25 protein-coding genes and 1 tRNA gene are annotated in these 18,295 nt (G+C 57.4%); 9 read left to right on the top strand and 17 right to left on the bottom strand.

All coding sequences use genetic code 11. The features are described from left to right. Nucleotides 1–234 precede the first annotated feature (234 nt). The gene (locus ACR0JX_RS02165; RefSeq protein WP_480540991.1) at nucleotides 235–660 is read right to left on the bottom strand and encodes an SRPBCC family protein; all 426 of its coding nucleotides are present in this window, start codon (nucleotides 658–660) and stop codon (nucleotides 235–237) included. Next, nucleotides 657–977 (bottom strand): ArsR/SmtB family transcription factor, encoded by a 321-nt coding sequence (locus tag ACR0JX_RS02170; RefSeq protein ID WP_480540993.1) that lies wholly within the window; start codon nucleotides 975–977, stop codon nucleotides 657–659. Before ACR0JX_RS02170 ends, ACR0JX_RS02165 begins: the two co-directional genes overlap by 4 nt. 113 nt (nucleotides 978–1,090) lie before the next feature. Here ACR0JX_RS02170 and ACR0JX_RS02175 point away from each other — a divergent pair, with 113 nt between their 5' ends. Further along, the gene (locus ACR0JX_RS02175) at nucleotides 1,091–1,522 is read left to right on the top strand and encodes an MmcB family DNA repair protein (RefSeq protein ID WP_480540995.1); all 432 of its coding nucleotides are present in this window, start codon (nucleotides 1,091–1,093) and stop codon (nucleotides 1,520–1,522) included. Between the two features lie 6 nt (nucleotides 1,523–1,528). Here the strand turns inward: ACR0JX_RS02175 and ACR0JX_RS02180 are convergent, their stop codons facing one another. Beyond that, entirely contained in the window at nucleotides 1,529–1,717 is a 189-nt protein-coding gene (locus ACR0JX_RS02180) for a DUF6324 family protein (RefSeq protein WP_480540997.1), read from the bottom strand. A 77-nt stretch (nucleotides 1,718–1,794) separates the two neighbouring features. Here ACR0JX_RS02180 and ACR0JX_RS02185 point away from each other — a divergent pair, with 77 nt between their 5' ends. Continuing rightward, nucleotides 1,795–2,277: an N-acetyltransferase family protein gene (locus ACR0JX_RS02185; RefSeq protein ID WP_480540999.1), complete on the top strand. Its 483-nt coding sequence runs from the start codon at nucleotides 1,795–1,797 to the stop codon at nucleotides 2,275–2,277. A 47-nt stretch (nucleotides 2,278–2,324) separates the two neighbouring features. Next, nucleotides 2,325–2,401, top strand: a tRNA-His gene (locus ACR0JX_RS02190). A gap of 80 nt (nucleotides 2,402–2,481) precedes the next feature. Here the strand turns inward: ACR0JX_RS02190 and ACR0JX_RS02195 are convergent. The 11 genes from ACR0JX_RS02195 to secG all read right to left on the bottom strand — a co-directional run bounded on the left by ACR0JX_RS02195 (nucleotide 2,482) and on the right by secG (nucleotide 11,043). After that, nucleotides 2,482–3,288, bottom strand: coding sequence for an ABC transporter permease (locus ACR0JX_RS02195; protein ID WP_480541001.1), 807 nt, complete (start codon nucleotides 3,286–3,288; stop codon nucleotides 2,482–2,484). Beyond that, nucleotides 3,285–4,172, bottom strand: a complete 888-nt coding sequence (locus tag ACR0JX_RS02200) for an ABC transporter permease subunit (protein ID WP_170532514.1) — start codon at nucleotides 4,170–4,172, stop codon at nucleotides 3,285–3,287. The genes ACR0JX_RS02195 and ACR0JX_RS02200 overlap by 4 nt, the downstream gene beginning before the upstream one ends. 78 nt (nucleotides 4,173–4,250) lie before the next feature. After that, entirely contained in the window at nucleotides 4,251–5,000 is a 750-nt protein-coding gene (locus ACR0JX_RS02205) for a transporter substrate-binding domain-containing protein (protein WP_170532516.1), read from the bottom strand. A gap of 34 nt (nucleotides 5,001–5,034) precedes the next feature. Continuing rightward, nucleotides 5,035–5,811 (bottom strand): ABC transporter ATP-binding protein, encoded by a 777-nt coding sequence (locus ACR0JX_RS02210; protein WP_480541003.1) that lies wholly within the window; start codon nucleotides 5,809–5,811, stop codon nucleotides 5,035–5,037. A gap of 140 nt (nucleotides 5,812–5,951) precedes the next feature. Next, on the bottom strand, nucleotides 5,952–6,680 hold the full coding sequence (locus tag ACR0JX_RS02215) for a phosphate/phosphite/phosphonate ABC transporter substrate-binding protein (RefSeq protein ID WP_480541742.1): 729 nt from the start codon (nucleotides 6,678–6,680) through the stop codon (nucleotides 5,952–5,954). A 5-nt stretch (nucleotides 6,681–6,685) separates the two neighbouring features. After that, nucleotides 6,686–7,123: a tellurite resistance TerB family protein gene (locus ACR0JX_RS02220; RefSeq protein WP_480541005.1), complete on the bottom strand. Its 438-nt coding sequence runs from the start codon at nucleotides 7,121–7,123 to the stop codon at nucleotides 6,686–6,688. Between the two features lie 20 nt (nucleotides 7,124–7,143). Next, on the bottom strand, nucleotides 7,144–7,593 hold the full coding sequence (locus ACR0JX_RS02225) for a tellurite resistance TerB family protein (protein WP_480541007.1): 450 nt from the start codon (nucleotides 7,591–7,593) through the stop codon (nucleotides 7,144–7,146). A gap of 42 nt (nucleotides 7,594–7,635) precedes the next feature. Further along, entirely contained in the window at nucleotides 7,636–7,929 is a 294-nt protein-coding gene (locus ACR0JX_RS02230; protein WP_353007966.1) for a DUF1330 domain-containing protein, read from the bottom strand. A 74-nt stretch (nucleotides 7,930–8,003) separates the two neighbouring features. Continuing rightward, nucleotides 8,004–8,777 (bottom strand): isocitrate lyase/PEP mutase family protein, encoded by a 774-nt coding sequence (locus ACR0JX_RS02235; RefSeq protein WP_480541009.1) that lies wholly within the window; start codon nucleotides 8,775–8,777, stop codon nucleotides 8,004–8,006. 97 nt (nucleotides 8,778–8,874) lie between these two features. Then, the gene (locus tag ACR0JX_RS02240; RefSeq protein ID WP_480541011.1) at nucleotides 8,875–10,518 is read right to left on the bottom strand and encodes a CTP synthase; all 1,644 of its coding nucleotides are present in this window, start codon (nucleotides 10,516–10,518) and stop codon (nucleotides 8,875–8,877) included. A gap of 159 nt (nucleotides 10,519–10,677) precedes the next feature. After that, entirely contained in the window at nucleotides 10,678–11,043 is a 366-nt protein-coding gene (gene secG / locus ACR0JX_RS02245; protein WP_170533101.1) for a preprotein translocase subunit SecG, read from the bottom strand. 151 nt (nucleotides 11,044–11,194) lie between these two features. Between secG and nthA the strand changes: the two genes are divergently transcribed. The 5 genes from nthA to ACR0JX_RS02270 all read left to right on the top strand — a co-directional run bounded on the left by nthA (nucleotide 11,195) and on the right by ACR0JX_RS02270 (nucleotide 14,565). Further along, the gene (gene nthA, locus ACR0JX_RS02250; RefSeq protein WP_480541013.1) at nucleotides 11,195–11,809 is read left to right on the top strand and encodes a nitrile hydratase subunit alpha; all 615 of its coding nucleotides are present in this window, start codon (nucleotides 11,195–11,197) and stop codon (nucleotides 11,807–11,809) included. Next, nucleotides 11,806–12,483, top strand: coding sequence for a nitrile hydratase subunit beta (nthB, locus tag ACR0JX_RS02255; RefSeq protein WP_480541015.1), 678 nt, complete (start codon nucleotides 11,806–11,808; stop codon nucleotides 12,481–12,483). Before nthA ends, nthB begins: the two co-directional genes overlap by 4 nt. After that, nucleotides 12,480–12,818 (top strand): nitrile hydratase accessory protein, encoded by a 339-nt coding sequence (locus ACR0JX_RS02260; RefSeq protein WP_480541017.1) that lies wholly within the window; start codon nucleotides 12,480–12,482, stop codon nucleotides 12,816–12,818. Before nthB ends, ACR0JX_RS02260 begins: the two co-directional genes overlap by 4 nt. Before the next feature lie 215 nt (nucleotides 12,819–13,033). Next, a complete protein-coding gene (locus ACR0JX_RS02265) occupies nucleotides 13,034–14,329 on the top strand; it encodes an adenylosuccinate synthase (protein WP_480541019.1) in 1,296 nt (431 codons plus the stop codon). Further along, nucleotides 14,329–14,565 (top strand): DUF2842 domain-containing protein, encoded by a 237-nt coding sequence (locus ACR0JX_RS02270; RefSeq protein ID WP_480541021.1) that lies wholly within the window; start codon nucleotides 14,329–14,331, stop codon nucleotides 14,563–14,565. The genes ACR0JX_RS02265 and ACR0JX_RS02270 overlap by 1 nt, the downstream gene beginning before the upstream one ends. A 51-nt stretch (nucleotides 14,566–14,616) precedes the next feature. Here ACR0JX_RS02270 and ACR0JX_RS02275 read toward each other — a convergent pair whose 3' ends face one another. Further along, nucleotides 14,617–16,140 carry a hypothetical protein gene (locus ACR0JX_RS02275; protein ID WP_480541023.1) on the bottom strand — a complete coding sequence of 508 codons (1,524 nt, stop codon included), beginning with the start codon at nucleotides 16,138–16,140 and terminating at the stop codon, nucleotides 14,617–14,619. A 151-nt stretch (nucleotides 16,141–16,291) separates the two neighbouring features. Between ACR0JX_RS02275 and ACR0JX_RS02280 the strand changes: the two genes are divergently transcribed. Then, complete coding sequence (locus tag ACR0JX_RS02280) at nucleotides 16,292–16,969, top strand: thiamine diphosphokinase (RefSeq protein ID WP_480541025.1); 678 nt, start codon at nucleotides 16,292–16,294, stop codon at nucleotides 16,967–16,969. On the opposite strand, the gene ACR0JX_RS02285 is transcribed toward ACR0JX_RS02280, so the two are convergent. Both ACR0JX_RS02285 and ACR0JX_RS02290 read right to left on the bottom strand, forming a co-directional pair. Then, nucleotides 16,914–17,828: a DMT family transporter gene (locus ACR0JX_RS02285; protein ID WP_480541027.1), complete on the bottom strand. Its 915-nt coding sequence runs from the start codon at nucleotides 17,826–17,828 to the stop codon at nucleotides 16,914–16,916. The two genes, ACR0JX_RS02280 and ACR0JX_RS02285, sit on opposite strands and share 56 nt — an antisense overlap. Nucleotides 17,829–17,873: 45 nt before the next feature. Further along, entirely contained in the window at nucleotides 17,874–18,290 is a 417-nt protein-coding gene (locus tag ACR0JX_RS02290; RefSeq protein ID WP_480541029.1) for a GFA family protein, read from the bottom strand. Between the last annotated feature and the right edge of the window lie 5 nt (nucleotides 18,291–18,295).

Below are 18,295 nucleotides of genomic sequence, written 5' to 3' on the forward strand. Positions count from 1 at the left end.
ATACTTTGAACCAATTTGGGGAAGCGGCGGGACCACCAGTCAACCGTGCGGTTTGATTCCCGAGGACCTGTATGTACAGGTGGGCGCCAGGTAATCAGGCCAGGACCTGAACAGAGCCAGCCCCCTCGGAATTGCTTAAGGCCACCAGAATGCTACCAGTCACAAGAAGGGCAGAACCCGCCAAGCGCTTAGTTAGGGCGTCGGGCGGGTTCGTACAAGGGGTTTGTCGACAGATCAGGCGTCGACCGGCTCGTGCAGGGCGGTGCGCATCTTGCCGAAATGGTCGTCCCAGCCATTGTCCAGCGCCAGGATCAGGCCAAAGGCCTCGGCGGTTTGGGGCAGGCCTTCATGTAGCAGGCTTAGCCGTGTGCCGCCCGCAACGGGTGTTAACGTCCATTTGACTACGCTGACAGCATCACCCATAGGTTTGACGGTGAACGTGTATTCCAGATATTCTGGCGCGCGCGCTTCCCGGACTTCACCCCAGATCAGCAGATCGCCACTGGTGGTTCCGAACATCTCCAGCTTCTGGCCTTTGGCCAGTTTTCGTTCGGGTTTGTGAAACCATTCGGCAAGCCGCTCGGGTTCGGTCAGATAGGCCCAGACTGTGTCCGGTTCGGCCCGCAGGAAAATAGATTTTTGCAACACAGAATTACTCATTTGTCTTTCCTTTCAATCACTTCTTTAAGAGAGCTAAGGCGATCATTCCAGAACTGGTCAAAATAGCTGAACCAATCCAAAACAGGCGCCATGCCCTGTGGTTCTATTCGGTTGATGCGTTCCCGACCGCGGGCTTCCACTGTGATCAGCCCGCCATCGGACAGAACGGTCAGATGCTTCTTGACGGCGGCCCGGGTCATGTCGAACCGGTCGGTCAGCTGACCGATTGTCATGTCTTCAGACGCCAGCAATTTTACAATGTCTCGACGGGTTGGATCGGCCAGCGCACGAAACGCGTTTTGAGTTGAGTTCTCCATGGTAGCCTCATAAATAGTACCTTCCGGTATCATATTAATTGAATACCAAAAGGTATCATGTCAAGCCTGGATCTGTGCTTTACATTTGTTCACTGATTGTTCACATTTTTCTCATGACCTTGGATTTACAACCCGGACAGAAACTCGCACGTGGTGTCGCGCGGCACCTTACCGCACATGGGTTTGTTTCTGTTGAAGAATTCGTGCCAGCCCGTGGTTTGCGGGTCGATGTTATGGGGCTGGGCCCCAAAGGTGAGCTCTGGGTGATCGAATGCAAATCCAGCCGCGCGGATTATCAGTCAGACGCGAAATGGCAGGGATATCTGGAGTGGTGTGATCGATTCTTTTGGGCCGTCGATACCGATTTCCCGACCGAGTTACTGCCGCAGGAAACCGGCCTGATCATTGCCGACGCCTATGATGCCGAGATCATTCGAATGGCGCCCGAGGACAAACTGGCCCCGGCACGGCGTAAGAAGATGATCCAGAAATTTGCAACCGATGCGGCACGGCGTCTGCACACACTGCGTGATCCGCGACTTTAGAAAAGCTCAGTCACTGACGGCACGGGCGGCTTGCGCTGCGGCGCGAATTTCTTCGGCGATTTCCTCAGCCTCTTCCGGGTCGAAATCCATCGGAACCTCGAGGCCATCAGCCTCGATGAACAGACGCACCATACCCTGATCGGTTGGTCCGATCTGAAGGTTGGCCTGAATGTCGCGTTCGGTGTTGATACCCATACTCGCCTCCGGGACTGAGCGTTTGTGCTAGCGCGCAAAGGGTTGAGAATCAAGCCGCCTTTGCGGTCAGATAGGGTATGGAAGATGTGGTTCTCAGATCGTTTCAGGCCGATGATGCGCCCTGGCTTGTCGAACGGCACGGCACGCTTTATGCACGTGATGAAGGGTTCGATGACAGTTTTGCTCCGTTGGTGGCAAGCATCCTTCGAGAGTTCATTGCGGACCATGATCCATCCTGCGAACGCGGTTGGATCGCTGAGCGCGCAGGTGAAAGGCTGGGCAGTATCTTCTGTGTCAGGCTGGACGCACAGACCGCGAAACTGAGGCTGTTCCTGCTGGTGCCCGATGCGCGCGGGCTGGGGTTGGGCAAGCGACTTCTGGAGACCTGTATGGGCTTTGCCAAGCAGGCCGGATACCAGCAAATGCAGCTATGGACCCACGAAAGCCACCGCGCGGCCTGTGCGCTGTATCGGGCCAATGGATGGCAGCTTATGGGTAGCAAACAGGTGCATTCTTTTGGGGTCGATCTTGTCGAACAAAGCTGGAAAATTCAGCTTTAATCCTCTTGCAATCCCCGGACGCGTTCGGTACATCGCCCTTCACGAGTGCCGCCTTAGCTCAGTTGGTTAGAGCGCTGGATTGTGGATCCAGAGGTCCCCTGTTCAAGCCAGGGAGGCGGTACCAAATCCTCAATATAGCAAGCGAATAGATGCGCAATTGTGGCGTGATCAAACCTGTTTGATCTGCTGAACTCGCGCGCGGGATCAGCGCGCGAGGTTCAGTCTGAATTTCATCTTGCTTTGTCTTGCGACGGGCAGATGACGGTTCAGGCGCTTGTTCACCAGTCCAAAAACCCACACGATGACAAGGGTCAACAAGATGAAATAAAAGGCCAAAATTGGGTAGGGCACAAACGGGTTGAAGGTTTTGTCAGCAAAGTAGCTGGCATAGTACAAGGCGTCTCCGCGCTGCTGCCAAGCCGGAAAGGCCGAGAAAAAGACCAGTGTTGTGGACTGGAATACAAAGATCGCTTCGTTTGTGTAGGAGGGCCAGGCCAACCGCAACATGGTCGGCCAGACGATGCGGCGGAACCGCGCCCAGCCCGACATGCCATAGGCATCTGCAGCCTCAAGATCGCCCTTGGGGATCGAGCGTAGCGCTCCATAGAAGATCTCACCCGAATAGGCGGAGGTGTTCAGGAACAGTACGATCAGCGCCCCCAGCCAGGCCGAGGTGAACGCGTCGAACATCGGATAGGGTTTCTTGAGCGACAGGAAGAAGAAATAGGCAAAGAAGAATTGGATGAAGAGCGGTGAGCCCCTGAACAGAAAGATGAACCACTCGGACGGTTTGCGCAGCCATTTGTTGGGCGATGCTTTTCCAACCGCCAGTGCGGTGGCCAGAAAGAACCCCGTGACCATTGCCATGATGCCGAAATAGATATTCCAGATCATGCCTGAACCGATCAGGGTGAAGTGCTCGCACAGGGTAAAGTCAGTTTTGGGTAGAAGCCGTTCGCCATAGCCCAGAGACCGCAGGCCGTAATCTTGAATAGTTTGCAAGCAGCTCATGCCGTGGTCTCCTTGCGCAGAAGCTCTCCGCCCGAAGTGGCCTGACCATGCGACAAGCGGCGCATCAGTTTCTCCAGCCCGATCTCGGACACACGGGTCATGCCAAGATAAAAGACCAGCAGGGCCAGAAAGTACCACATGCGCCAGTCGCCATGAGGGTAGTCGGTGAAGCGCGATGTCTTGGTGCCACCCAGTTCGCGGGCCCAATAGACGATGTCTTCGACTCCCAGTAAGAACAGCAGCGGCGTGGCCTTGATCAGAACCATCCAAAGGTTTGACAGGCCGGGCAGGGCGTAAACCCACATTTGCGGCACAAGGATGCGCCAAAAGGTCTGGCTGCGGGTCATGCCATAGGCCTCGGCCGTTTCCAGCTGCGCATGTGGCACGGCGCGCATTCCACCGAACAGGACATTGGCAGCGAAAGCGCCGAACACGATAGAGAATGTAATCACTGCAAGGAAAAAGCCGTAGGTCTCGTGCACCCATTCTGGCGAAGTCCCAAGCGGCAGCTTGGCGGCCTGACACACCAGAAAATCGTTGCCCTGACGGATCGGATCGGTCCAGTCCGGGCAGAGGATCTTGTGGCGGATCCATTCAAACCCCTGATCCAGAGCGATGACGAAGAACAGGAAAAAGGCAATGTCGGGCACGCCGCGTACAATCGCGATATAAGCCTTGCCCAGCCAACTGAGAGGCAGAAAGTGCGACCGTGCGGCCATCGCGCCTGCAAAGCCAAAGCCGAGCGCGACGGGCGCAGTCACGGCCAGCAGGGCCAGAACCTTGATGAAAGATAGGTAGAACGACCAGTGGACGCCATTGGTCAGATAGCACGAGAACCAGCGGAACGTGCCCAGCGTGTCAGGATCAGCGCAGTAGGAGAACATAAGGCGTCTTTCGAACGTCTGGTCCGGCAAGGCCGGAACGGGCCCGGCGCAAGGACGCCGGGCCGGGACAGGTCAGTATCAGTTGGTGACGACCGAACCGTCAGCGCCGTATGTGGCGGTGCCTTCACCGAACCACTTGATCAGCATCTCGTTAAGCGTGCCGTCAGCTTTCATCGACGTGATGGCTTCGTCGAACTTGCCGCGCAATTCACCGTCGCTTTCACGCAGGCCCATGCCGACGCCACCGCCCAGCGGAACCGGATCGCCGACAAAGACCAGCTCACCGCCCGATTCTTCGACCAGCGGCACCAGATAGTCGCGGTCGGCCAGAACAGCATCGGCTTCGCCGTTGCGGACGGCTGCGATGGTTTCTTCCGGGGTCGCGAATTCAACCAGAGTCGCGCCGGTTTCGGCGACGTGGCCCGCCTGAATGGTAGCGGTTTGCGCAGCAACAACACCACCGGTGACATCGGCTGCGTCAGAGGTCGCGACATAGGCCGACGCGGTTGGCGGATAATAGTCCTGTGTGAAATCGATGACTTCATCACGTTCGTCGGTGATCGACATGCCCGCGATGATGGTGTCGTAGTTACCCGATACCAGGTTCGGGATGATCGAATCCCAGTCGTTCTTAACCCACTCGCATTCCAGCCCGGCGCGTTTGCACAGCTCGTCACCTACGTCCCGCTCGAACCCGTCGATCTCACCGGCATCGTTGATGAAGTTATACGGAGGGTAGGCGCCCTCGGTGCCCATGCGCACGGTGTCGGCCATGGCCATCCCGGCGGTCAAAGCCAGCGCTGCAGTGGTCAGAATTAGGTTTTTCATTGGTTACTCCCCAGTTTGGTTCTGTTCTTTGAAATTATGCCGCTTTGGTAGCGGACAGAAAACCCTGAAGTCGCTTAGACTCAGGGGCGGTAAAGATGTCTTCGGGCGTGCCTTCTTCTTCGATCAGTCCTTGATGCAGGAATACGACATGGCTTGAGATATCGGCGGCCATCTGCATGTCATGGGTCACGATGATCATGGTCCGGCCTTCTGCGGCCAGGTCCTTGATCACTTTGATCACTTCCTGTTCCAGCTCGGGATCCAGGGCCGAGGTCGGCTCGTCAAACAATAGCGCTTCGGGCTCCATGCACAATCCACGCGCTATGGCGGCGCGCTGTTGCTGACCACCAGACAGTTGCGCGGGGTAGACGTCGCATTTGTCGCCAATGCCAACCTTATCAAGATACCTGCGGGCGCTGTCTTCCACTTCGGCCTTGTCACGGCCCAAAACGGTGACCGGAGCCTCCATTACATTCTGCAAGATGGTCATATGTGCCCAAAGGTTGAATTGTTGGAACACCATAGACAGGTTAGTCCGAATGCGCAGAACCTGCTTGGGGTCCGCGGGGTGGCGGCCATGACCTTTGCCAGCCCATTGTACGGGTTCGCCTTTGAATAGGATCTCGCCTTGCTGGCTGTCTTCCAGCAGGTTGCAGCAACGCAGCAGGGTTGATTTTCCCGATCCGGATGATCCTATGAGCGACACCACATCCCCGCGCCTTGCAGTGATGTCGACACCCTTGAGCACCTCGAGATTGCCGAAGCTTTTGTGAAGGTTCTTGATCTCGATGACGGCTGATGGGTCTGACACGAAGGATCCCGTTGTTGCTGGTATTGATGCGCTAATAGGACGGAAAATCCGGCACAATGCAATGCGCAAATCACAGAATCAGGGATCGAATCTGCCGAATTGACCAGAGGTTATTGTCAAAATGAGTAGAGACTGTGCAATCAGGCTCCAGGTGGAGGGGGCGTGGGAACGGCCAGATATTCTTCGGCGGGAATGTTGATCAACCCACGGATGTGAAGGAGGCGCTTGTCTTCTTCAGAAAGTGCGGCGATGGCCGTAAGAACGGCATCTGCAATCTGGTCCGGGTCCTGGGTTTGCGAAGTGATATAGGGCAGAGCAGGGGTTGGCGATGTGCGGGCAACGTCGCGCAGATACTGGCCCAGATCCGTATGCTCCTTCAACAGCACCCATGTCAGCGCATCCAAAGCGGCAATATCTGCGTCGTGGTCGGCAACGGCCTGGGCGGACAGGGCGTGACCGCCGGTTTGGATAAGTTCGGCGGGTTTCAAACCCAAATTGTCCAGATGTGTGATCGGCGCAGCCCAACCGGATTGTGACAGCGCCTCGTTGTAAGCGAACCGTCCCATCACCAGGTCGGCAAGGTCACGCGGATCGTCGCATCGCGCCACAAATACCGAGCAATAGTGACCAGCCGGACACCCCGGTATTCGATAGTCTGGCGTTCCGACCAGTTGAACGTGGCCATGAAGGCGGGTGCGGTAGGGCATGCCGCAGGTCTGGGCGAAAACAAGATCGGGGTCTTGCCAGATCTTCCAAACATCTCGATGTCGATCCAGTTGCGCCGGGCCAAATCCAAGATGGGTGCGGATCAGTGACCAGAATCGATTATTGGCGGCCTCCAGGGCAGGCATGTCATACATGCCCAGCATCGCTGTCACGATTGTGCAGCCTTTTGCCGGGCCAGCGCCGAATCCACATCGCTAACGCCCAGCAAGCTAACCACAAGGCGCAGCAGGGAATCTTCTTCACCTGTCCGCTGCCCATCCGCCAAGGCGACCGACCACATGGCCTGCACGACGGCCAGCCGATCCTCGTAGGCAACGGCCTCCTTAATGGCGCGGGTAAAGCGGACGGTATCGGGGGCCTCGGCCTCAAGATCTTCGGCACGTGCGCGCAGTCCGGCTGCTTCGAACGGAGACAGACCATAGCGTTGGGTCGATATCTTATCGATACGCGCCATCTCGGAGTCGGCATAGTCATTGTCGGATCGTGCGATGCGCACTAGCAGGGCGGTCAGCGCCAGGCGTGCGTCACCATCAGGAAGCGGGTCGGGAGCGGGCTGTGTCAGCCGGGACAGAAAATCACTAAACATGACACAGATATAGACGCGGGCTAGCTGGCTTCCAAGCGGCTTTGCACCCGTTCACGCGCAGCCTTGCTGTCATTGAAGCTAAGGCCCATCGCAGCGCGCGCCTCTTCAACGATCTTAATCTCACCCTCATCCGAGTCGCCATCGGCCAGAACGACCTCCCACAACGCATCCAGCGCGGCAAGGCGTTCCTGAAGATCGGTGGTTTCGCGGATCAGTTTGCCAAACGTGTCGGTTTCGGGTGCAGCGGCATGCAGTTTCTCGCAGGTGGCGCGCACTTTAGCGGCTTCAATCGCGTTATGCTCATACAAACGCGCCAAAATCCGGTCGATCAGGCTGATTTCTTCCAGCTTATAGTCCCGATCCGCCTGTGCCACACGCACCATCAACGCGCCCAATGCCAGTTCAGCATCAGGATCGGGCAAATGATTGGTTTGGGGCGGTCGGAACGCCTGAAGGAACTTCTTCAACATAAGGGCAGATTACCCCATATTTTGTGGCGCGCCAAGCGGCGACTACCCGTCATAGCCCTGAATGATCACAAGATCGCCGTTGGATACTGGATCACGCAGGCTTTTGGCGTATTGATAGCCCTCACTTTCATAGCAGGCGAGCGCGTCTTCGTAGCTGGGAAATTCGATTACCACAGTGCGGGCGCGTGCGGCGCCTTCCTTAAGCTCGCGCGTGCCACCGCGCACCAGAAAGCGAGCGCCAAAGGCGGCGAATGCCTCACCGTTGGCTGCGATATAGTCTTTGTACCTCTCCATGTCGTCTACATCGACATGGGCAACCCAATAGCCTTTGCTCATCAATACCTCCTGCCCAGTTTCCTGGGCAAGGTGCTTAGAATTGACGAAAATAGCAATCCCGATCCGCTAGGGTATCAGCCGTAGTTGATTGCTGCGCGCGCCTGTTCTGTCAGCCAGGCAATCATCTGCCGGTAGGGCACAGGCCCATAGCTGACCCGCGCCACCCCAAGTTCTGCAAGGCGCGGGGTGTCCGGCGTGCCGGGCAGGGCGATGATGTTGACGGGCAGGTCGGTTGCTGCGCAAAGTTGACCGATCATCGCCTCATCCTTAAGGCCAGGAGCAAAGAAGCCGCTTGCCCCTGCGGATTGATACGCGGCGGCTCGTGCAATCGCATCGTCTAGCATGGCTGCGTCATGAGTGTCAGCCGGGGCTTTCAGGAAGATATCGGTGCGGGCGTTGATATAGGCCGGAATACCAGCCCCGTCGCAGGCTTTGCGCACCGCTTCGACCCGAGAGGTTTGATCCGCAATAGGGTAAAGACCATCTCCGCCAATGATCTGATCCTCGAAGTTGAATCCGACAACACCGCAGTCCAGCGCGCGGACAACGTTGTCGGAAATTGCTTCCGGATCAACGGCATAGCCAGATTCGAAATCCAGCGTCACGGGCAGATCAACCGCTTTGACGATGCGTCTGACATTGTCCAAGGCGGCTTCCATGGGGAAATCCTGCCCGTCGGAATAGCCCCGCGCCATCGCGACCGGAGCACTGCCGGTAGCTATCGCCTTCGCTCCGGCGTCGCGCACCGCACCGGCACTGCCAGCGTCCCAGATGTTGAACAGGATGACGGGATCACCCTTTTTGTGCAGGCTGGTAAAGGTTTCGGCGCGTTGGGATTGGGTGGTCATGGGGGTTCTCCTGTCGAAGCTTATTCAACAGTTAACCCCATGGCAGGCAATCGCTAAGCGCTTAATTGTGTCGGTACATCACTTGGCTGCGACCGGATCAGACCAGGCGCGAGGTGTCCTTGGCCGCGCGGACAAAGTCGCGAAACAGCGGATGTGGATCGAAGGGCTTGGATTTTAGTTCAGGGTGATACTGAACCCCAATGAACCAGGGGTGATCCGACCATTCAACAATTTCTGGCAGACGTCCATCCGGCGACATGCCCGAGAAGTTCAGCCCCGCACTTTCAAGCTGTTTGCGATATTTGATGTCCACTTCATAGCGGTGGCGGTGGCGCTCCTCGATCTGAGTGCCGCCATAAACCTCGGCAACTTTCGAGCCTTCGGCCAGAACCGCATTGTAGGCACCCAAACGCATGGTGCCGCCTTTGTCGTCGCCGACTTTGCGCTCCACCTTGTGGTTTCCCTGAACCCATTCTTTCAGGTGATAAACCACCGGCTCAAAACGCTTTTTGCCAGACTCATGGTCAAATTCCTCGGAACCGGCCTCTTTGATGCCTGCTGCATTCCGCGCGGCTTCGATCACCGCCATCTGCATGCCGAGGCAGATACCCAGATAAGGTACTTTGTGCTCGCGCGCATATTGCGCCGCCTTGATCTTGCCTTCGGTGCCACGTTCACCAAACCCGCCGGGCACGAGGATTGCGTGGAAGCCTTCCAGATGGGGCGCAGCATCTTCGGTGTCAAAAATCTCGGCATCCACCCACTCGACCTTGACCTTGACCCGGTTGGCCATGCCGCCATGAGTCAGCGCCTCGGCAATCGACTTATAGGCGTCTTCCAACTGCGTGTATTTGCCCACGATGGCGACTTTCACCTCGCCTTCGGCATTGTGAATACGGTCGCTGACGTCTTCCCATTTCGCCAGATCGGGCTTCGGGGCAGGGCTGATCTGAAACGCGTCCAGAACTGCCTGATCCAGACCTTCACGGTGATAGGCCAGCGGGGCGTCGTAGATTGTGGACAGGTCTTGGGCCGCTATCACGCTATCGGGGCGGACGTTACAGAATAGAGCCAGTTTCTCGCGTTCCTTGGTCGGGATCGGCCCTTCGGACCGGCAAACCAGAATGTCAGGTGCCAGACCGATCGAGCGCAGCTCTTTCACCGAGTGCTGGGTTGGTTTGGTTTTCAATTCACCCGAGGCCTTGATGTAGGGCAGCAATGTCAGGTGCATGAAAATACACTGGCCGCGCGGCTTATCCTGGCTGAACTGACGGATGGCTTCAAAGAACGGCAGGCCTTCGATGTCACCCACGGTGCCGCCGATTTCGCACAGCATGAAATCAACCTCATCCTCACCAATGGCGATGAAATCCTTGATCTCGTTGGTGACGTGGGGGATCACCTGAATGGTTTTGCCGAGGTAGTCGCCGCGGCGCTCTTTCTCCAGCACGTTGGAATAAATCCGCCCCGAGCTGACCGAGTCGGTCTTGCGGGCAGCCACGCCGGTGAAGCGCTCATAGTGTCCAAGGTCCAGATCGGTTTCGGCCCCGTCATCTGTGACAAAAACTTCGCCATGCTCGAACGGCGACATCGTGCCCGGATCGACGTTCAGATAGGGGTCCAGCTTACGCAGACGCACCGAATATCCCCGAGCCTGCAACAAAGCACCCAAAGCCGCCGAAGCCAGCCCTTTGCCCAAGGATGAAACCACACCACCAGTGATGAAAATAAATCGCGCCATGTTTTTCGGCTGCTCCCGTGAGACGTCATTATCAGCTGCCCGGCGGTTTGAAAAAACCGCAGCACCACGGGACTTCACGTATAAAGGATTCGCGCCCATAGCGCAAGAGAACCGCAAGATGCTGTTGCAGTTCTCTTTCAGATTTCTAGGTTTTGTGTATCAGTCGGCTTGCGGGATCAACGGTGCGTTGTCGCCCTGCGCCGGAGGCAGCAGGTCATCCGCCGACGGAACGGCCGGTGTGCTTTCTTCGGTCGCGGCCGGTGCCGGAACACCCAAACGGTCAATCACCGAGCTGCCTGAAGACTTCTGCGCTGCTAGAATCGTCAGCGTGATCGAGGTCACGATAAAGCACGCGGCCAGAATCCAGGTCAGTTTACCCAGCGCCGTTGCCGCTGCGCGCCCGGTCATAGCGCCACCACCGCCGCCGCCCATACCAAGGCCACCGCCTTCGGACCGCTGCATCAGCACAACGGCGATCAGGCCCAAAGCCAGAAGAAGATGGATGATGAGAACGACGTTTTCCATGGTGGTCCCGAACAGCGTAGCGTGTATCGCGTGGTACTTATGCAAGTTTGTCAGCGGGGGCAAGTCAGGAGTTCGCATCACCCTGCGTGATGTCTCATATCACAGCAAAGGGACTGGACAGAACGCCAATACGTGACGCAGGCTGCGGCCTATGCCTCATGACGATCCTGACCACCCGCATGCCTTGCTCCCGCCTGAACCCGCATTGCGCGTCAAAGCGCTGGAAACGATTCTGACCCGTAAGGGGCTGATAGATCCAGCTGCGCTGGATGAGATCATTGATACATATCAGAACAAAATCGGGCCTCAGAACGGTGCGCATGTTGTGGCGAAAGCCTGGAGTGACCCGGCATTCAAGGCGGCACTTCTTGCGGATGCAACGTCGGTCGTTGCGGATCTCGGTTACTACGGGCGGCAGGGCGAACATATTGTCGTGGTCGAAAATACGCCCGAGCGGCACAACATGGTCGTGTGCACCTTATGCAGTTGTTATCCATGGCCGTTGCTTGGCATTCCGCCGGGTTGGTACAAATCCGACGCCTATCGTGCTCGCGCCGTACGCGAACCCCGTAAAGTGTTAGCTGAGTTCGGTGTTGCCTTACCTAAAGACACCGCAGTGCGGGTCTGGGATTCAACCGCCGAGATTCGCTATCTCGTGCTGCCCATGCAGCCCGAAGGTTCGGATGGTTTGGAGGAACAGGAACTGGCGGCGCTGGTCACACGCGACAGCATGATCGGCACAGGATTGCCCAAGGTGCCATCATGACCCGCGTACACGATATGGGCGGGCGCTTCGGCGACGGCCCTGTACAGCCTGAAGGTGAAGACGCGCCGGTATTTGCTGAAGACTGGCACGCACGGGCCTTGGCGGTCACTTTGGCGGCAGGGTTTCTGGGGCAGTGGAACATAGATATCTCGCGCCACGCGCGTGAGCGGCTCTCGCCCAAGGACTACGCGCGGTTTTCTTACTATGAGAAATGGATATCCGGTCTGGCCGATCTGCTGGTTGAACAAGGCGTGCTATCCTTGGACGATCTGAAAAGCGCGAGCGAAGACCAACCGCATTCTCTTGCCTCGAAATGCCTGCGGGCGGACGCCGTCGCAGAGGCGCTCGCCAAGGGCGGGCCCGCGGACCGCCCTTCGACCATCGCCCCCCGCTTTGCGCTGGGGCAGGATGTTGTCACTGCGCATCCATTTGCGAATCGTCTGGTTGAAGGCGGCCATACCCGTCTGCCTGCCTACGCTACTGGAGCTCGGGGACGAATCCTGCGCCTGCACGGGGCCCATGTCCTGCCCGATTCAAATGCGCATGGGTTGGGTGAGGCACCAGAACCGCTTTATGCCGTTCTGTTTCCCGCATCAGAACTGTGGGCCAATCCAGAGCATCCCGAGGATGAGGTGGTGCTGGACCTCTGGCAAAGCTATCTGGAGCCCACATGAGCACATGTCTGGACGTCACGGCTCCCGAACCGGTCTTTGCGGAACCGTGGCACGCACAGGTCTTTGCGGTGACCGTGGCGCTGAATGAAGTCGGTTGGTTCGATTGGCCCGACTGGGCGGGGCGCTTTTCGGATACACTGAAACGCAACGGTCTGAGCCGCGAATTGGATGGTGGGGATGACTATTTTCACGCCTGGCTTGAAACACTTGAAGCTTTGCTGGCCGAACGCGGTGCTGCCACGCCAGATGTGGTGCAAACCCTTCAGCAGGAGTGGGAACAGGCCTTTCTGACCACACCCCATGGGCAGCCGGTGCATTTGCGACAAGGCGGGTAGGGGGCGCTGCCCCCGCCGCCCGTTCCGGGCGACTCCCCCGGGATACTTCTGGCCAGATGAAGCAGGGGACCCGATCTTCATCTGGCTACAAATATCCCCGCCGGAGGCATCGCGCGGCAGCGCGATTTCCGTCTGCGGCGAAATACCAGTTTCCCTGCCGCCAGAGCCCCGCTATACGAGCCGAGTTTGATTACTCAGCACGAAAAGGACCGGATATGGCCAACGTGGTTGTTGTCGGCGCCCAGTGGGGTGACGAAGGAAAAGGCAAGATTGTCGACTGGCTCAGTGAACGAGCGGACGTCATCGCGCGTTTTCAGGGCGGGCACAATGCCGGGCATACTCTGGTCATTGATGGTGAAGTCTACAAACTGCATGCTCTGCCTTCGGGTGTCGTGCGTGGCGGCAAGCTGAGCGTCATTGGCAATGGCGTCGTGCTGGACCCCTGGCACCTGCTCAAGGAAATCGGGACGATCCGGGCACAAGGTGTTGAGATCACGCCAGAAACGCTGATGATCGCCGAGAATACGCCTCTGATCCTGCCGATCCACGGTGAATTGGACCGCGCGCGCGAGGAAGCGGCGAGCAAGGGCACCAAGATCGGGACCACCGGTCGAGGCATCGGTCCGGCGTATGAAGACAAGGTCGGACGGCGTTCTGTACGCGTCGCTGATTTGGCGGATGAAGCGACGCTAGAGGCTCGGGTAGATCGCGCGTTGCAGCATCATGATCCGCTGCGCAAAGGCTTGGGCATCGAACCTGTCGACCGTGATGCGCTGATTTCGCAACTGAAGGAGATCGCGCAGGAGATTCTGCCGTTTGCGGCACCAGTCTGGAAGGTGCTGAACGAAAAGCGCAAAGCGGGTAAGCGCATCCTGTTCGAAGGCGCCCAAGGCGCCTTGCTGGATATTGACTTCGGGACCTATCCGTTTGTGACCTCATCGAATGTGATCGCAGGGCAGGCGGCCACGGGTGTGGGCATCGGGCCGGGTTCGATTGATTTTGTGCTTGGGATTGTCAAAGCCTACACCACCCGTGTTGGCGAAGGCCCGTTCCCGACCGAGCTCGAAGATTCAGATGGGCAACGCTTGGGTGAACGTGGTCATGAATTCGGAACGACCACAGGCCGCAAGCGCCGTTGCGGTTGGTTCGACGCCTGTTTGGTGCGTCAGACCTGCGCTACCAGTGGGGTCAATGGTATCTCGCTGACCAAACTGGATGTTCTTGACGGGTTCGAGACGCTGAAGATTTGCACCGGCTATGAGTTGGACGGTGAGCACTTGGATTATCTGCCAACTGCGGCCGATCAGCAGGCCCGCTGCAAACCGATCTACGAAGAAGTGCCGGGATGGAGCGAATCCACCGAAGGTGCGCGCAGCTGGGCGGATTTGCCCGCCAATGCCATCAAATATGTGCGTCGCGTTGAAGAACTGATCGAATGCCCTGTGGCCCTTTTGTCCACAAGCCCGGAGCGGGATGACACCATTCTGGTGACCGACCCGTTTGCAGATTGATGGGCGGCGACAAAAATACCGGCCTCAGCTACAAGGCCCGCCGCCGCTGGTCTCTGGTGATCTTGCTGGTCGGGTTGCCGCTTTATATCGTCGCGGTGGTGACAGTTGTGAACTGGCTGGATCGCCCGTCTATTCTGGTCGAACTGCTGGTTTACATCGTCCTGGGCATTGTCTGGGCCTTGCCCTTCAAATTTGTCTTTCGCGGGGTTGGTAAAGAAGACACGCAAGATGACTAAACAAAAAAGGGCCGAGATATCTCTCGGCCCTTTGCTTCTATGGTTGGTTGATTATCCTGCGGCGCGTTCATTGTCGGGGCGGAACCCGATCAGGTTCGAGGCGGCAAACCGACCGCCGCCGGCTTTCTGGATTTTACCATCGCGCAGCAGCTGACCGAAAGAGCGCAGGCTTTCTTCGCGATTGAACTCATCCTGTTTCAACGAACGGACCTTGTTCATCAGTTGTGGGCGCGAGAACTGTTCCTGACCCTCGATGAAGGACAGATAAGATGCAGCAGCTTCGAGCAGGTCCAGCAGAGACTGTGCGCCTTGTTCCTGTGCGAACTGGGCGAACCCGCTTTCCTCTGCCGCGCTATCCTCTTGATCAGTTTTGACTCGGCGGGGGGCAATCGGGCCTGAAATCGCGTCGCTATGATCGACGCGCTGTTCAGCAACAAGCTTCAAAGGCGCCGCCGCATCGGATTCGGGTCGCATGCTGGTGACCTGAATTTCGGGGCGGCGTGGGCTGACAGCCGAGGCCAGATCACCGCGATAGGGTTGATCCGCCGAGGCGGTGTCGGTCTTGCCATCAACCTCGGCAGCCGCAACAGCATTGCGCAGATGCGAATAGGTTTCGCGCGTGTCGCTGGCCGAAGGATCACCCATCTGCTGGTCGGCTTTTTCCATCAGGCGAAGTACGTCCTGGTCCAAGGTGTTTGCATCTTTGGGCGTTTCATCAGTGCCGCCAGCCATCTCGGCTTCGACACTTGAGATATCATCCAGAAGGTTCTTTTCATCCTCGGCGGACAGAACACCCAGCGCAATCGTCTCGTCTGCTTGCTCCGTCGCACCCTCATCTTTCATGATGTTCAGGATGCCATCGGAGACTGTGTCGTCCTGGACGGTGGTTTCGGGTTCGGTTGGCAAAGCGTCATCGGGCAGAATATCTGCTTCTGCCTCATCTTCGAAGAACTCAGCAACCGCGGAAAGATTATCTTCTTTCGTCTCAGGTTGTGCTTTTTCTGTCGCTGGATTCAGATCTTCCGCCTTCAGCGCACCGGCTTCAAACGCAGCTGCGACTGCATCGACAGGGGCCGGTTCTGCGCCAAGCAGAGAGGTATCTTCATCTTCCGCGTCGGTGATCGGAGCCGTGTTCGAATGCGTGACCACCGCGCGAATGCGCTGCAGCTTGGCTGAGATGCTGTCAGCCGCAAGCGGCTCGGCTTTAGCCGCGGGAGGTTCAACCGAAGAGGGGGTGGCAACGGTCGTAGGGGATGGCGGGCGGTGCGAGGACATGGCTGCATCCTTTGTGGCAGTCTCGGGCGCGGTGTCCGGCGCGGTTTTTGTCGCACGCAGCAGCAAACCGGATTCGTCTTGCCGGGCCTCTACGTGTTGGGCTTTGTCGCCCTGGGCAATGCGCGACAGCATTTCAGCATCCAGTCGAGGGGGTTCAGAACCGAAGTACCGATCATCTGCTGCGATTTCGCGGAAGTAGTCTGCGATGGCTTTGAGTGTTTCAAACGAGTTGTCGAACCCTTCTAATGTGCAGGAAAAGGCCCCGTAAGAAACAGTTAACACCTTCTTATTCTGTACCATCAGACACACGTCCTCTACAAACTAACAAAGCCAACTTACCCAGAATCGAGCGCACACATTGGCCTACAGCTCTACATGAACCTATCAATTTGTGGTCTCAATGTGTCCAAACCCAGAAAAAATGATCAATCTGAGAAAAAATGAGCCAATTGTGCGTTCAAACGGCCCAATTGGGCTGGTCGGAGGGGGAAAAATTGGGGTTTCCGACCTGAATTTGGTGCTGAATCGTGTCAATTCAGTGGTTGCGGCGGATGGCGGTGCATCGATTCTGATTGATTCGGGTGTTGTTCCCGAGGCGGTGATCGGTGATTTCGATTCACTCGATGCCGCGACGCGCAGGTGCATAGCTGAGGATCGTCTGTTTCAGATCGATGAACAAGACAGCACGGATTTTGACAAGGCTCTGCGCAGTATCGACGCCCCGCTTGTGATCGGGGCTGGTTTTCTGGGCGGTCGACTGGATCATCAACTGGCGGTGCTCAATACTCTGGTCACGCGTTTAAACCCTGTCTGCATCTTATTGGGCGCGCACGAGGTGGTGTTTCACGCACCACCATCGATTGTTCTGGACCTGGCACCGGGCGAAATCGTCTCTCTGTTTCCGCTGCGGCGTGTGACGGGGCGAAGTCACGGGCTTGAATGGTCCATCGACAAATTGGTTTTCGAACCGGATGGACAAGTCGGAACCTCGAACAGGGCAGTGTCGCAGGTTCAGCTACATCTGGATGGGCCGGGGCTGCTGGTCATGGTGCCGCGCGCCGCATTGGATCAGGTCATGCAGGCGTTTCTGTCGGGGCAGACCGGGCGGTGGCCCTCTCTCGTAGAATGACATACAGCCCGGCGGCCATGGTGATCAGGATGCCAAGCGCTGCGATCCCGTTGGGCAGATCGTGAAAGATCAGCCAGCCAAAAAGGGTTGCCACCGGGATCTCCAAATATTGCATTGGGGCGAGCGTCGCTGATGGCGCATAGCGCAGGGACCATGTCATCAACAGATGGGCGACGGTTCCCAGAATACCGATGGCCAGCAGAAGCCAGTGCGCGTTGCCGGTTGGCATGATCAAGGACAGCTCCCAGATTCCAGATTGGTTTCCCCACAGAATGAGGGGGAGCAGAAAGATCGTGGCCATCACTCCGGACACCGCCTGCAAGGATACCGGATCGGTTTCCTTGGCGATCTGTCGGGTGACCAACATGAACAGCGCAAAAACCACGGCAACGATCAGTGGTAGCAGGGCAGGCAATCCTACTTCGGCAAAGCTGGGCTGGATCACCAGCAAAGTGCCGGCAAATCCAACAACACATGCGATCAGGCGCCGATGGCCGACCTCTTCATTCAATACATACTTCCCAAGCAGCAACATGATAAAGGGCATCACGAACGCTATGGCGACCGCATCTGCCAGTGGCAGGAATTGCAGCGCGCTGAACATCGCTGTGATGCCGATGATATGAAGACCGGTGCGGATCACGGTCAAACGCAGAACGCGCCCTCGCATGCGCCAGGGTCGGCCCGTTGCGGCCACTAGCGGGATCAGGATCACGGCCTGTATCGCAAAACGGACTAGCACCAGCAGCCCTAGCGGGGTGGATTCGCCCAGCAGCTTGGCGATTGAATCGCCAAGCGGTGCGAGTACGCAGAAACCAAGCATCAGAACGATGCCGAAAACGGGACGATCCTGTGTCATGGGGGCGACGCTAACCGTTTCGGATCACGGTGGAAAGTGCTGTTCTCAGGCGTCGGGCAGAGGTTGAACTTTTGTGTAATCCGGTCCGATGCAGGTGGGCAGATCATCACCAAGCTTGAGCCAGCTAAGCTTTTCTTCATGCGCAACATGCAAAGTCGGTTGCAACGCCTCGGGGTTATCCAGGCTTGCAACATATAGATGCAGCACGTCTGACATCTTGCTCGATCGGAATGAGATCGGTGTGCCGCAATGGGGGCAAAAGCTGCGCTCGACTCCGGGAGAAGAGTTAAAGCGTTTGGGCTCTTCACCAGTCCAGCGCCATTGCTCGTCGCGGACCCCGAAATATGTGGTCATCGGCGCAGCGCATTGACGGCGGCAGCTGTCGCAATGGCAAGTGACGCAGGACAGAACCGGAGGATCGACGTGGTAGCTAATTTTGCCACACAGGCACTGTCCGCGCATAGTGT

The organism is Ruegeria sp. AH7 (assembly GCF_056541325.1).